Source organism: Stenotrophomonas sp. 05L414_2 (genome assembly GCF_056397905.1).
Genome location: NZ_JBFTOJ010000006.1, coordinates 1 through 13,484 on the forward strand (window position 1 = coordinate 1; position 13,484 = coordinate 13,484).

The 13,484-nt window shown below is 67.5% G+C and carries 16 protein-coding genes; 11 read left to right on the forward strand and 5 right to left on the reverse strand.

Annotated features, from left to right (window positions below):
• The 5 genes from AC1DJN_RS01830 to AC1DJN_RS01850 form a co-directional block, all read left to right on the forward strand.
• On the forward strand, positions 1–303 hold a 303-nt coding region (locus tag AC1DJN_RS01830; RefSeq protein ID WP_478038679.1), incomplete at its 5' end, for an ABC transporter permease.
• Positions 304–361: 58 nt separating this feature from the next.
• Positions 362–886, forward strand: a complete 525-nt coding sequence (mlaD, locus tag AC1DJN_RS01835) for an outer membrane lipid asymmetry maintenance protein MlaD (RefSeq protein ID WP_442251390.1) — start codon at positions 362–364, stop codon at positions 884–886.
• Positions 883–1,545, forward strand: a complete 663-nt coding sequence (locus tag AC1DJN_RS01840) for an MlaC/ttg2D family ABC transporter substrate-binding protein (RefSeq protein WP_025875629.1) — start codon at positions 883–885, stop codon at positions 1,543–1,545. Before mlaD ends, AC1DJN_RS01840 begins: the two co-directional genes overlap by 4 nt.
• Complete coding sequence (locus tag AC1DJN_RS01845; RefSeq protein WP_025875628.1) at positions 1,535–1,846, forward strand: STAS domain-containing protein; 312 nt, start codon at positions 1,535–1,537, stop codon at positions 1,844–1,846. Before AC1DJN_RS01840 ends, AC1DJN_RS01845 begins: the two co-directional genes overlap by 11 nt.
• A gap of 1 nt (position 1,847) precedes the next feature.
• Positions 1,848–2,849 carry an MlaA family lipoprotein gene (locus AC1DJN_RS01850; protein WP_478038681.1) on the forward strand — a complete coding sequence of 334 codons (1,002 nt, stop codon included), beginning with the start codon at positions 1,848–1,850 and terminating at the stop codon, positions 2,847–2,849.
• A gap of 105 nt (positions 2,850–2,954) precedes the next feature.
• Here AC1DJN_RS01850 and AC1DJN_RS01855 read toward each other — a convergent pair whose 3' ends face one another.
• The 3 genes from AC1DJN_RS01855 to AC1DJN_RS01865 form a co-directional block, all read right to left on the reverse strand.
• The gene (locus AC1DJN_RS01855) at positions 2,955–3,500 is read right to left on the reverse strand and encodes a glutathione peroxidase (protein WP_442251391.1); all 546 of its coding nucleotides are present in this window, start codon (positions 3,498–3,500) and stop codon (positions 2,955–2,957) included.
• Positions 3,501–3,630: 130 nt separating this feature from the next.
• Positions 3,631–4,032, reverse strand: a complete 402-nt coding sequence (locus tag AC1DJN_RS01860) for a hypothetical protein (protein ID WP_312401772.1) — start codon at positions 4,030–4,032, stop codon at positions 3,631–3,633.
• Positions 4,033–4,092: 60 nt separating this feature from the next.
• The gene (locus AC1DJN_RS01865) at positions 4,093–5,661 is read right to left on the reverse strand and encodes a DNA recombination protein RmuC (RefSeq protein WP_025875621.1); all 1,569 of its coding nucleotides are present in this window, start codon (positions 5,659–5,661) and stop codon (positions 4,093–4,095) included.
• Positions 5,662–5,716: 55 nt separating this feature from the next.
• Between AC1DJN_RS01865 and AC1DJN_RS01870 the strand changes: the two genes are divergently transcribed.
• Complete coding sequence (locus AC1DJN_RS01870; protein WP_442251392.1) at positions 5,717–6,322, forward strand: glutathione S-transferase family protein; 606 nt, start codon at positions 5,717–5,719, stop codon at positions 6,320–6,322.
• Between the two features lie 275 nt (positions 6,323–6,597).
• Here AC1DJN_RS01870 and AC1DJN_RS01875 read toward each other — a convergent pair whose 3' ends face one another.
• Positions 6,598–7,605: a zinc-binding alcohol dehydrogenase family protein gene (locus AC1DJN_RS01875; RefSeq protein ID WP_080150189.1), complete on the reverse strand. Its 1,008-nt coding sequence runs from the start codon at positions 7,603–7,605 to the stop codon at positions 6,598–6,600.
• A gap of 89 nt (positions 7,606–7,694) precedes the next feature.
• Here AC1DJN_RS01875 and AC1DJN_RS01880 point away from each other — a divergent pair, with 89 nt between their 5' ends.
• Together AC1DJN_RS01880 and leuE are read left to right on the forward strand one after the other, a co-directional pair.
• On the forward strand, positions 7,695–8,669 hold the full coding sequence (locus tag AC1DJN_RS01880) for a LysR family transcriptional regulator (protein ID WP_081794606.1): 975 nt from the start codon (positions 7,695–7,697) through the stop codon (positions 8,667–8,669).
• Positions 8,670–8,681: 12 nt separating this feature from the next.
• Complete coding sequence (leuE, locus tag AC1DJN_RS01885) at positions 8,682–9,311, forward strand: leucine efflux protein LeuE (RefSeq protein WP_025875614.1); 630 nt, start codon at positions 8,682–8,684, stop codon at positions 9,309–9,311.
• Here the strand turns inward: leuE and AC1DJN_RS01890 are convergent.
• The gene (locus tag AC1DJN_RS01890; protein ID WP_051585166.1) at positions 9,249–10,217 is read right to left on the reverse strand and encodes a LysR family transcriptional regulator; all 969 of its coding nucleotides are present in this window, start codon (positions 10,215–10,217) and stop codon (positions 9,249–9,251) included. The genes leuE and AC1DJN_RS01890 overlap by 63 nt on opposite strands.
• A 110-nt stretch (positions 10,218–10,327) precedes the next feature.
• Here AC1DJN_RS01890 and AC1DJN_RS01895 point away from each other — a divergent pair, with 110 nt between their 5' ends.
• The 3 genes from AC1DJN_RS01895 (at position 10,328) to AC1DJN_RS01905 (ending at position 13,446) form a co-directional block, all read left to right on the forward strand.
• Positions 10,328–11,404 carry an aldo/keto reductase gene (locus AC1DJN_RS01895; protein WP_081794605.1) on the forward strand — a complete coding sequence of 359 codons (1,077 nt, stop codon included), beginning with the start codon at positions 10,328–10,330 and terminating at the stop codon, positions 11,402–11,404.
• Between the two features lie 46 nt (positions 11,405–11,450).
• Positions 11,451–11,864 (forward strand): hypothetical protein, encoded by a 414-nt coding sequence (locus AC1DJN_RS01900; RefSeq protein ID WP_032978506.1) that lies wholly within the window; start codon positions 11,451–11,453, stop codon positions 11,862–11,864.
• Positions 11,865–12,018: 154 nt separating this feature from the next.
• Positions 12,019–13,446, forward strand: coding sequence for an amino acid permease (locus AC1DJN_RS01905; protein WP_478038683.1), 1,428 nt, complete (start codon positions 12,019–12,021; stop codon positions 13,444–13,446).
• The last annotated feature ends 38 nt before the right edge of the window (positions 13,447–13,484 follow it).

A 13,484-nucleotide genomic window follows, 5' to 3' on the forward strand; every position in this document is an offset into this window, starting at 1 on the left:
GGCATCTTCTGTTCGCTGGCGATCAGTGCCAGCTACTTCGAAGCCGTGCACGTGCTGGGCCTGGACAACGGCGTGTTCTGGTCGGCGCTGCGTGGCAGCGTGGACTTCTGGGACGACTTCGGCGTGGCGATGCTGAAGTCGGCGATCTTCGGTGGTACCGCAGCCCTGGTGGCCGCCTATGTCGGCTTCCACGCCGAACCGACCATCGAAGGCACGTCCGTCGCCACCACCCGTGYGGTGGTCAACGCCTCGCTGCTGGTGCTGATGTTCAACTTCGTACTGTCGGCAATGTTGTTCACCTAACCCCTCCATCGGCGGTGCGCATCGGCGCGCGGCCACCACGACTGATCAGGTAATCCACATGGCCATCCGCGGTCCCAGACTCGAATTCTCCGTCGGCGCCTTCCTGCTGCTGGCCCTGGCCTCGCTGATGGTGCTGGCCGTCGCCTCGACCAACCAGCGCTGGAGCTGGGGTGGCGAAGGCTATGAACTCAAGGCACGCTTCTCCCAGGTCGGCCAGCTGCGCAAGCAGGCGCCGGTGAAGATCGGTGGTGTCACCGTCGGCCAGGTCGCAGCGATCGATCTGGACCCGGTGAAGTTCGAATCGATCGTGACCCTGCGCATGGACAGCAAGGTCAAGGATCTGCCGGCCGATACCTCGGCGGGCATCTTCACCAGTGGTTTGCTCGGCGAGAGCTATATCGGTCTGCAGCCCGGCGGCGATCCCGACGTGCTGAAGCCCGGCGAAGAGATCGTCTTCACCCAGCCGGCCGTGGACCTGATCCAGCTGGTCGGCAAATACATGTTCAGTGGCGGCGCCGGTGGCGGCGCTGCTCCGAAGCCCAACGATGGCGCGCAGGCGCCTGCAACGGAAACGCAACCATGAAGATGAAACTGATCCCGGCCCTGCTCGCCTCGTCGCTGCTGCTGGCTACCCCGTTCCTGGCCCAGGCGCAGGCCGCCGCCCCCGCTGCCGCCGCCCCCCAGGGCCAGGCCGGCAAGGTGGTGATCGACGCCAGCACGCGCATCCTCACCACCCTGCAGCAGCGCCGTGCCGAATTCAGCGGCAACCCGGCCAGCCTGCGCAGCTATATCGACAGCGAGCTCAACCGCACCTTCGACCGCGACTATGCCGCGCGCCTGGTGCTGGGCACGCACGCCCGCGGCGCTGCGGACGCTGACATCAAGCTGTTCGCCAATGCGATGGCCGACAACCTGATGCAGCGCTATGGCTCGACCCTGCTCAACATCCAGGGCAAGCCGAGCTTCCGCCTGAAGGGCGAAAGCCCGCTGCCGGGCAACCGCGGCGTGCGCGTGAGCACCGAGCTGGTGCGTGCCGGCAGCGAGCCGACGCCGGTGGAGTACTGGATGCGCAACGAAGGCGGCCAGTGGAAGATCTTCGACGTGAACATCGAAGGCATCTCCTACGTGCAGACCTTCCGCAACCAGTTCGATGCCCCGCTGCGACAGAAGGGCATCAAGCAGGTGGCCACCGAACTGCGCAGCGGCAGCATGCAGGCTGGGCCGGCCGGCAATGGCAAATAAGGCGCTGGCGCTGCTGGAAGGTGACACCCTGCGCCTGCGCGGGGTGCTCGACCGTGCAGCGGTGATCGCGCTGTGGCCGCAACTGCAGGCCCTGCCTGCGCAGCTGTCGCGGCTGGAACTGGCGGAGGTCGAGCGCGTGGACAGCGCCGGCCTGGCGTTGTTGGCCGAGTTGGCCGCACGCGCGCGCCAGGGCGGCCATCCGCTGACAATCTCCGGCGCCCCCGCCGGCTACAACGAGCTGAGCGCGGCCTACCGGCTGTCGCCCGACCTGGACTTCAACGCTACTTCTGCTGCGAGCTGACATGAACGTCGTGCGCGTTTTCCCTCTGATCCTCCTGGCCGCCGCGCTCAGCGCCTGTGCCGGCAAGCCGGCGCGCAGCGACGCGCCGACCGCCGACACCGTGGTGCCGGCGACGAATACCACCACGGTCGACAACGCTGCTGGTGCGGATGCGCCTGCTGCGAGCGTCGCAGCCGACGCCCCCGTACCTGCTGCGGCCGCGCCGGCACCGGCTACCGCCTCGCAGGGTGCAACCGGCAGTGATGCCACCGCCGCCGCACCGGGCGGCGATGACGACTTCGACGCGCTGTACGGCGCCAATGGCAGCACCACCAGCACTACCRCGTACGACCCGTGGGAACCCTTCAACCGCAAGGTGCACGGGTTCAACAACGCCGTCGACCGCGGTATCGCTCGCCCGCTGGCAACCGCCTATACCCACGTGGTGCCGCGCTTTGCCCGTACCGGCGTGAGCAACTTCTTCAGCAACCTGCGTGCGCCGCTGACCATCACCAACCAGCTGCTGCAGGGCCGCCCCGGCGACGCCTGGGACAGCCTGGGCCGGTTCCTGATGAACAGCACGCTGGGCATCGGTGGCCTGTTCGACCCGGCCAGCAAGGCGATGGTGCCGCGACGCAACGAGGACTTCGGGCAGACCCTGGGCGCCTGGGGCTGGCGTCGTTCGCGCTACGTGGAACTGCCGTTCTTCGGCCCGCGTACCGTGCGTGATGTGTTCGGCCTGGCCGGTGACATCCCGCTGTCGCCGATCCGCCGCATCGAAAGCGACAAGTACCGCATCGGTCTGCAGGGCCTGCAGCTGGTCGATACCCGCGCGCAGCTGCTGGCGATCGACGACCTGCGCGATACCGCGGTGGACGAATACGCCCTGGTCCGCGATGCCTGGATGCAGCGCCGCAACTACCAGATCGAGAACGACCTGCGTGGCAAGCGCGAGCGTGGCAGCGACGATGCGAACTCGCCGATCCCGGTCGATGCGATGCCGATGCCGCAGTGGACCAATTGACCGCTGCCGGCAACGCATGAAAAAACCCCGCCTCGGCGGGGTTTTTTGTTTTACCGACGTCCACCCACCTTCCGGCAGGTGCCAACCTTGGTTGGCACGTCGTCTTCAGGCCGCCAGCGCCGCCTCGACCGCTTCGCGCAGGCGCGCGTCATCGGCGGCAACGTCCGGGGCAAAGCGGGCGATGACCTCGCCATCGCGGCCAACCAGGAACTTCTCGAAGTTCCACAGCACCGCCGGTGCCGGGTGGATCGGAATCTCCTTGCTGGCCAGGCGCTCGCGCAGCGGGCCTTCACCGATCGCCTGCGGCTGCGCGGCGGTCAGCTGCTGGTACAGCGGGTGGGTATCTTCACCGGCCACGCTGATCTTGGCGAACATCGGGAAGCTCACATCGTAGGTCAGCTGGCAGAACTGCTGGATCTCCGCCTCGCTGCCCGGCTCCTGGCCGAGGAAGTTGTTGGCCGGGAAGCCCAGTACTTCCAGCCCCTGCGCGTGCTTTTCCGCATACAGCGCCTGCAGGCCTTCGTACTGCGGGGTCAGGCCGCACTTGGACGCCACGTTGACCAGCAGCAGCACCTTGCCCTGGTAGTCGGCAAGAGAGGACGGCTGGCCGTCGATGGTGGTGAGGGAAATATCCTGGATCGAGGTGCTCACGCGGGGCTCCGGCTACAGTGGGGAAAGGCCCACCAGCATACCGCCGCACGTGACCGGTAGTGCCGGCCGCTGGCCGGCAGCCTCATGAMTCTTCGGGAACGRTCGTGCCGGCCAGCGGCCGGCACTACCGTCAGTCGACGCAGAGGGTGCCTTGTGCCTTGCCACCGTCGATGCGTTGCCGGCAACCGAAGTTCTGGCTGACATCACGCTGGCAGGTGCCGGTTGCCACCGCGCCTGCGGTCACCTCGGCGGACGCCAGGCACTGGCCGCTGCAGTCGCTCTTGCTGCTGCAGGACTTGCCCGCGTCAGCATAGGGAATCACGCACTGCACCCGTTGCAGGCGGCCCAAGGGCTGCAGGGTACCGCCCGCCGCGCGGCAGTCCACATCGCGTGCTTCTTCATAGGCTGCAGCGGCTTCAGGGCTGTCGGCCACCGTGGCTGCCGCGCCTGCATCGTCACTGGCGGGTGGAGCACTGCTGCAGGCGGCAAGCAGCGCGCCCAAGGCAGCGCTGGCAAGGAATCGGAGGCGCATGGCGGTACCTGGTCAGTGAGGACGGCGCCAGCATACGCACCCGGCGATGCAGGTGGCGTGTCAGCCGGCGTTGCCGTCTTCCTCTCCGTCGGCAGAGGTCAACTGCTGCAACGGATCGGGGGTCAGCTCAGGGGGCAACGCGCGCTTTGATTTGCTGCCCAGTTCGGCAAGTCGGCGGGCACGGCTGATGGCTGACTGCGGCGAATCGATCAGGCGGTTGCGCGCGTCGGCGTAAGCCTTGCCTGCATCGTCGAGCTTCCTGCCCATGGCATTGAAGTCCTGCAGGAATCCGGTCAGGGCATCCAGCACCAGTCCACCGGCTTCACTGATCTTCAATGCCTGCTTCTGCACCTTGTCACGTGTCCACAGACGCTCGGCCACCCTCAACAGGGCCATCAGCGTGTTGGGCGAGGCAAACACCACGCGGTTGTCGAAGGCATAAGCCTGCAATGCCCCATCCGCGCCCAGTGCCGCCGACAGTGCGCCTTCGATGGGRACGAAAGCGATGGTGATATCCAGGGTCTCGCTGCCAAGAGCCTTCGGATAGTTCTTTTCGCCCAGATCCTTGACGTGCTGGCGCAGCGCCACCGCATGGCGGCGCAGTGCATCTTCGGACTGTTCCGGCGTGGCGGCATTCATCGCTTCCTGCCAAGCGATCAGGTTGACCTTGCTGTCGATCACCACGCTGCGCTCATCGGGGAACTGCACCACCACGTCCGGCCGCAGGCGCGCGCCCTCATCATCCACCGCGTGCTTCTGCCGCTGGTAGTGGACGCCTTCCTCCAGGCCTGAGCCACGCAGCACGTTGTCGAGCATCAGCTCACCCCAGTCGCCGCGTACCTTGGCACTGCCTTTCAGTGCATTGGTCAGCGCCGAGGCCTGTGCGGCCATGTCCTGGTTGAGGGTCTTCAGTTCGCCCACCGCGCCAAGCAGGCTGGCACGCTGCCGCGCCTCTTCCCCGTACAGCGTGTCGACCCGGTTGCGGAAATCCCCCAGCCTGTCGGCAAAGGGTTTGAGCAGCCCTTCGATGTCCGCGCGTGACTGCACCGTGGCCTGGCGCACGTTCTTTTCGAACTGTTGCCCGCGTTCGTCGAAAACCTTGCCCGCCAGTTCCGCGAAGGCACCGGACAGTTTTTCCTTGGCGGTATCCAGATAGCTGCGCAGCTCGGCGCTGGCGCGTTCGGAATGCTGCAGGTTGGCCAGGGCGCGCGCGTGTTCGCCATGAAGTTGCTGGTAACGCTGCTGCGCCTGCTGCAGCTCCGTGCTGGACTGGGCCAGATCGGCCCGTACCTGCGCCAAGGCAGCTTCGCGCTCGGCCAACATCGCTTCACGACTGGACGCCAACGCGGCCTCCCGCTCCACGCGTGCGGTCAGGGTAGTGACAAGCTGGGCGTGCTGCTGGCTTCGGCCGCGCTCGCTTTCCAGCTCCGCCAGCAAGGTTTCCAGCCGCCCTCTCAGTTGGCCGGCGTCAACCAGTGCGAGGCGATGCTGTTCGCGTTCGGTAACCAGCTGTTGCTGTACTTCGGCAGCGGGTGCGCTGGTGGATGCGCGACGCCACAACAGCACCAGCACCAGCAGCGTCGCCAGCAGCAGCGCCACGGCGACAATCATGAGGACTTCGATGTTCATGCGGCCAGTGTAGCCCCGCTGCGCTAGCCTTGGTTGGACCACGACGGACCCGCCCATGCTTGTTCTCTACGGAAAGCCCACCTCGATCAACGTGCGCAAAGTGCTGTGGCTGTGCGCCGAACTCGATCTGTCGTTCTCCCATGATCCGGCACCTGCGCCGGAGCGCTTGGCTGCGCTGAATCCGAACTTGCAGGTACCGGTGCTGCGCGATGGCGACTTCGTGCTGTGGGAGTCCAACAGCATCTGCCGCTACCTGGCCGCCCGGCAGGGACGAGACGATCTACTGCCGGCCGCTGCACAAGCCCGTGCCCAGGTCGAGCAGTGGATGGACTGGCAGGCCAGCGACCTCAACAGCGCTTGGCGCCACGTGTTCATGGCCCGCGTGCGCCAGCACCCCGACTTCGCGGACGACGCACGCGCCGAGGCAAGCCTGGAACAATGGAACCGCCTGATGACCGTGCTCGACCACCAGCTTGCCGCCAGCAATGCCTACGTGGCGGGCACCGACTTCAGCCTGGCCGACATCGTCCTCGGCCTGTCGACACAGCGCTGGCGCAGCACCCCCGGCAACAAACCTGTGCTGCGCCACGTAGACGCCTGGTTCGAACGCCTGCGCCCCCGGCCGGGCTTCAACGAGCATGTAGACAACGGCGTGGCGTAGCCCGTTTGCTTGGCTTCATCCACGCATGGCGTGGAGCTACTGTGTCGACCAAGGTCGACACCTACCAACAGCGGCGGGAAACCGTCGAAGGCGGGGCGGTGTGGGTTGGCAGGACCGTTGGCGCCATGGATGGCGCCATCGAGCCCCCATGGACGGGTTTACGGCGTGTCCTGCCTGCCCACACCGTCCCGCCAACCCGCAGGAGCCCCGCTTTGGCTTTGGCTTTGGCTTTGGCTGTTGCTGTCGCCTCTGCGGGTGCCGGGCGCAGCCCGGCGTTACCAGCCTTCCAGCACGATCTTGCCCTTGGCCCGGTGGCTCTCCAGCAGCGCATGCGCGCGCCGCAGGTTGGCCGCGTCAATGCGCCCGAAGTGCTCGCCAAGCGTGGTCTGCAGCACGCCAGCATCGACCAGATCGGCCACCCGGTTCAGCAGTTCGTGCTGGCGCTGCATGTCCGCGGTCCTGTACAGCGGCCGGGTGAACATGGATTCCCAGTGCAGCGACAGCGCCTTGCGCTTGAGCGCCATCACATCGATCTGGCCCGGATCATCGATCAGCCCCAGCTGCCCCTGCGGTGCCAGCAGCTCGACGAGCTGCGCATAGTGCTGGTCGGTGTGGGTCAGGCTGGCCACATGGTCCACCTGGGTGATGCCCAGCCGGGCCAGGCCCTCGGCCAGCGGCCGGGTGTGGTCGATCACATGGTGCGCGCCCATCGCCTGCACCCAGTCCTGGGTCTCCGGGCGCGAGGCGGTGCCGATCACCGTCAGCTTCGTCAGCCGGCGCGCCAACTGCACCAGGATCGAACCCACGCCACCCGCTGCACCGATCACCAGCAGGGTCTGGCCCTCGCCGCCGCCTTCGGCAATACGCAGGCGGTCGAACAGCAGTTCCCATGCGGTGATCGCGGTCAACGGCAGCGCCGCAGCGGCGGCATCGTCCAGGCTGGCCGGCTTGCGGCCAACGCTGCGCTCGTCCACCAGCTGGTACTCGGCATTGCTGCCCGGGCGATCGATCACACCGGCGTAGTACACCGCATCGCCGGGCTGGAACAGGGTCACCTCGCTGCCGACCGCATCGACCACACCGACCGCATCCCACCCCAGCACGCGCGGGCCGTCGGTGGCGGCGCCGCGCCGCACCTTGGTGTCGACCGGATTCACCGCCACCGCGCGCACCGCCACCCGCAGGTCGCGCGGGCCCGGCTGGGGCAGGGGCAGGTCGAGATCGATCAGGGCCTGCGGGTCGTCGATCGGCAGGCCGGCTTGGGTGTAGGCAATGGCACGCATGGGGGATATCCAGGGAGGAGAGACCACAGCGTGCGCCGTGCGCAGGGGGGCGGAAAGGCGCAGAATCGGTCAACACTTTCACTGCAGCAATGAAAATGGTCCGCTTCGACGATCTGCAGCTGTTTGTCCGTACCGCCGCGCTGGGCAGCTTCTCCCAGGCCGCGCGCGAGGCCGACCTGCTGCCGGGCCAGGTTGCCGCAGCGGTGGCGCGACTGGAACGCGAACTGGACCTGCGTCTGTTCGTACGCACCACCCGCAGCCTGCGGCTGACCGCCGAAGGCGCGCTGTACCTGCCCTACGCACAGGAGGTTCTGAGCACCCTGCGCGAAGGCCAGGCGCGGGTGCAGGGCGAGGACGCCGAACTGCACGGCACCCTGCAGTTGTCGGCGCCGTCGGACTTCGGCCGCAACCTGCTGCTGCCGTGGCTGACCGCGTTCCGCGCGGCGCATCCACGGCTGCGCCTGCACCTGCGCCTGTCCGACGAAGTGGCCGACGTGTTCCGCGACCCGGTCGACGTGGCCATCCGCATCGGCCACTTCGACGACGCCAGCTACGTCGCCCTGCCCTTGCTGGAACAGAACCGGCGGGTGCTGGCTGCGTCGCCCGGGTACCTGCGGCGGCGTGGCACGCCCAGCCGCCTGGAAGATCTGCGCGAGCATGATTGCCTTGTCTACCAGCTCGGCGGCCGCGCCTACGATCGCTGGTCGTTCGAGATCGAGGGGCGCCGCGTGGTGATCCCGGTGCGCGGGCCGCTGGTCTGCGACGACGCCGACGTGGTGCGGCGCTGGGCGGTCGCCGGCGAAGGCATCACCTACAAGTCCTGGCTGGACGTCCGCGACGACGTGCTGGAAGGGCGCCTGCAGGTGCTGCTGGATGGCATCGGCAGCCACATTCCCCTGCAGCTGGTCTGCCCCCATCGCAAGCAGTTCTCACCGGCGGTGCGGCAACTGCACGCGCAGCTGCGCCAGCATCTGCAACCGCTGCTGTCCGCCATGCCCGGCAATGGCGACACGCCCCTGTCGCCTGCGCCAGCACTGGCCGACAATGGCGCTCCCCCGTTGTAAGAGAGTCGCGCCATGCCGTGGATGGGCATCCAGGATCTGTGGACCTTCCTGCTCGCTGTGCTGGTGTTTCTGGCGCTGCCCGGGCCGGGCACCTTCACCCTGCTGACCGCTACCGGTCGCGGCGGTGTGCGCGGCGGCTACACGGCGCTGGCCGGCCTGCTGGTCGGCGACCAGATCCTGATGTGGCTGGCACTGGCCGGCGTGGCCGCGCTGCTGAAGGCCAATCCGACGGTGTTCCATGCCGTGCAGTATCTCGGCGCGGCGTATCTGGTGTGGGTAGGCATCAGCCTGCTGCGCACGCCCAAGGGTGACGGTGCCGACGTTGGCCCGGTGCGCATGCAGCCCGGACGCTACTTCCACCAGGCGATCCTGGTCAGCCTGCTCAATCCGAAAGCGATCCTGTTCTACATGGCCTTCCTGCCGTTGTTCATCGACCCGAAGGCCCACCAGGGCATCGCTACGTTCGCCGCGCTGGCCGGGATCATCTTCGTGGTCAGCATCGCCTACTGCTCGCTGCTGATCTGGGTCGGCAACCTGGCCCGCCGCCGGTTGATCCAGCACCCGCGGGTCAGCGATGCGCTACGGCGTGTTGCCGGCCTGTTCCTGGTCGGCTTCGGCATCCGCCTGGGCCTGAACGGCTGAGATCCCGTCGGCCTGGCAGGCCGCGCGCAGGTGGTCGATGAACACCCGCAGCTTGGGCGCCATATGCTCGCGCGCCGGGTAGTACAGATGAAAGCCGGGGAACGGCGGCTGCCAGTCCTCCAGCACGCTGCGCAGGCGGCCGGCAGCCAGGTCGTCGGCGACCAGTGAGGCGAACCCCTGCGCCATGCCCAGCCCAGCCAGCACCGCCGCATAGGCCAGTTCGGCATCGTTGAACACCAGCCGGCCCTCGACGGCTACGTCCAGGTCACGCCCCTCACGGCTGAATTCCCAGGGCATCAGCCGGCCATTGGCGCGGCGATGGACGATACAGTCGTGGCCCTGCAGCTCCTGCGGGCTCTGCGGCACACCGTGGCGCGCGAAGTAGCCCGGCGTGGCCACCACCACCTGGCGCTCGGGCGGCCCGATCGGCACCGCGATCATGCCCTGCGCCAACGATTCCCCCAGGCGGATGCCTGCGTCGAAACCCTCGGCGACCAGATCGGTCAACGCCGGTTCCACGCACAATTCCACCTCCACCTGCGGATACCGGGCCAGGAAGGACGGCAGCGCCGGCAGGACCCGGCGCTCGGCAACGATGCGTGGCAGGGTGATGCGCAGCCGACCGGCCGGCACGGTCCGCGCGCTGTCCAGGTCCTCGAAGGCCGATTCGATCTGTGCCAGCCCGCCACGTACGCGCTGCAGGAAGCGTGCACCGTGCTCGGTCAGCCCCACCCGGCGCGTGGTCCGTTGCAACAGGCGCACGCCCATCCGCGCTTCCAGCGCGCGCACGCTCTGTGACAGTGCCGAGGTCGAGACACCAAGCGCATCTGCGGCGCGGGTAAAGCTGGCGTGGTCGGCCACGTGGACAAACGCGACCACCGCCGACAGCGGTGCGGAGGGATCCATTGTGAAGCGTTCCTTCATTGTCAGTTCGGCTGTGTCCAGTTTATCCACAGGATCATCGGACGGATGCTTTCCCTCCCGGCGGCACACCGCCTCCTCCGATGGAATGCCACATGTCACTTGATCACTACCGCCTGCTCGGTCGCTCCGGCCTGCGTGTCAGCCCGATGGCGCTGGGCACGATGACCTTCGGTGCCGACTGGGGGTGGGGCGCGGACGAAGCCGAGGCCCGCCGCATCTTCGATGCCTACGTCGAACGCGGTGGCAACTTCGTTGATACCGCAAACAACTACACCAATGGCAGCGCCGAGACGCTGCTCGGGCGATTCGCCCAGGGCCGCCGCGAACGGCTGGTGATCGCCAGCAAGTACACCCTGGCGACCGTGCCCGGCGATCCGAACAACGCCGGCAACCACCGCAAGAGCATGATGCGCTCGGTGGAGGACAGCCTGCGCCGGCTCGGCACCGACTACCTGGATCTGCTGTACCTGCACGCCTGGGACGACACCACCGGGGTGGACGAGGTGATGCGCGGTTTCGACGATCTCGTGCGCAGCGGCAAGGTGCTGTATGCCGGCATCTCGGACACGCCGGCCTGGCAGATCGCCCGCATGCAGACCCTGGCCGACCTGCGCGGTTGGGCGCCGCTGGTGGCCCTGCAGATCGAATACAGCCTGATCCAGCGCAGCGTCGAACAGGAGCTGCTGCCGATGGCCGAGGCGCTCGGGTTGGGCGTGGTGGCGTGGTCGCCGCTGGGCAGCGGGGTGCTGACCGGCAAGTACAGCGCGGCTGATCTCACCGCGGCCGAGCCGCCGGAGGCTACGCCGGGCGGTTCCCGGCGCAACGTGGCCCTCATCAATGGCGCGTTGACGCCACGTTCGTTGAACATCGCCGGGGAAGTCGCTGCCGTCGCGGCGGAACTGTCGCACTCGGCTGCGCAGGTCGCTCTGGCCTGGCTGCTGCAACGACCCGCGGCCGGGGCCATGCCGATCGTCGGTGCACGCACCCTGGACCAGTTCGAACACAACCTGGCGGCGCTGGATCTGGCGCTGCCGGCTGAGGCGCTGGCACGGCTGGATGCGATCAGCGCGGTCGCGCCTGCCTTCCCGCACGACTTCCTGCAGATGCCGCTGCCACGCATGCTGATGAGCGGCGGTACGCGTCTGCAGCCACGCGCGCTGGGCAGGTAACAATGGGGGCGCGCTATGCTGGCGCCCCTCGTGGGACAAAAGCGCCATGGCCGCAACACCAACGCTCGCGGTCGCAGCAGCCCTGGTGCTGCTGCTTGCCAGTGGACCGGCCACGGCCGCACCGGACCACCGCTGCCTCAGCGATGGCCGCGACAACACGATCCACCTGGAATGGCGCTGGCTGGACGATGGCCGCGCCGATGTGCGCTACGCCGGGCACAGCGAGCGCCTGCCGCTGCGGCGGGTCTCCGAACAGACCACGGTGCTGGACGAAGACCGCCCCTACCAGTTCGACACCGTCTGGGAAGAGCGCGTGGACGGTCGCATCAACGGTCACTACACACTGAGCACGCAGGGCACACGGATCTACAGCTTCAGCTACGTGCGTGCCCGGGACGGTCGCCGCGCGGACTTCGACGAAGACGTCAACGCCTTCCAGGACGACGGCTGTCACTGGTAGGCGCCTGCGCTGAGGCCGTTTGTGCCGTTTCCGGCAGAGTGCCCAGCGTCCAGCGCGCGCTGTGTCGGCCATGACCCCCGTCAGTGGCAATGCTGCGCTGCGTTCGGTCACACTCGGGGACTTGTCGTTCTCAGTCACCCCTTCCGAGGCCTGCATGTCCCTGCTCCGGCGCAAGTCCCTAGATTCCGTCACCGTCCATGAAGCCGGCCGGCGTCTGGTCCCGACCCTCAGCTGGCCGCACCTGATCGCGCTGGGCATCGGCGCCATCGTCGGCACCGGCATCTACACCCTGATCGGCGTGGGTGCCGACCGCGCTGGCCCGGCCTTGCTGATCTCCTTCGCCATCGCCGGCGCGGTGTGTGCCTGCGCGGCATTGGCCTATGCAGAGCTGTCCACGATGATGCCTGCCGCCGGCAGTGCCTATACCTACAGCTACAGTGCCCTGGGCGAAGTGTTTGCCTGGGTGGTGGGCTGGAGCCTGATCCTGGAGTACTCGCTGGTGGTGAGTACCGTGGCGGTCGGCTGGTCCGGTTACTTCGTCGGCTTCCTGGAATGGGTGCATACCCAGTTCGGCTGGGACCTGCGCCTGCCGGCGATGCTCGCGGCAGGCCCGCACGTCGATGGCGGCATGATCAACCTGCCCGCCATCGTCATCACCTGGCTGGTGGCCCTGATGCTGATGGCCGGTACCAAGGAAAGCGCCACCCTCAACGCGATCCTGGTCGTGTTCAAGCTGATCGCGCTGGCGATCTTCGTGGCGGTGGCCCTGCCGGCGTTCGACGCCAACAACCTGCAGCCGTTCATGCCTTACGGATTCGCCAAGACGCTGGGCCCGGATGGCGTCGAGCGCGGCGTGATGGCGGCGGCGGCGATCATCTTCTTCGCGTTCTACGGCTTCGACGCGATCTCCACCGCCGCCGAAGAAACCAAGAACCCCGGGCGCGACCTGTCCATCGGCATCATCGGCTCGATGGTCGGCTGCACCATCGTGTACGTGCTGGTGGCGCTGGCTGCGATTGGTGCGATGAGCTACACCGTGTTCRGCCAGAGTGCCGAGCCGCTGGCATTGATCATGCGCCAGCTGGGCCAGCCCACCGCCGCGATGCTGATCGGCGTGATCGCGATCATCGCCCTGCCGACCGTGCTGCTGGCCTTCCTGTACGGCCAGAGCCGCATCTTCTTCGTCATGAGCCGCGATGGACTGCTGCCGCGTGGCCTGTCCAAGGTCAACGCACGTACCGGCACGCCGGTGGCGACCACGCTGTTCACCGCCCTGGTGGTGTCGGCACTGGCCGGCGTTGCACGCCTGGACGAGATCGCCGCACTGGCCAATGCCGGTACCCTGGCCGCGTTCACCGCCGTTGGCATCTGCCTGGTGGTGCTGCGCGTGCGTGAGCCGAACCGCGAGCGCACCTTCCGCACGCCTTTGGCCTTCATTGTCGGCCCGCTGGCGGCACTGGGCTGCATCTACCTGTTCATCAGCCTGCCGCACACCACCCAGCTGTACTTCCTGGCGTGGAACGTGGTCGGCCTGGTGCTGTACTTCGCCTACAGCCGTCGCAACGCGCTGATCGGCCGGTAAAGGCAGCGCCGGGCCATGCCCGGCGGTCTTTGGGTCGT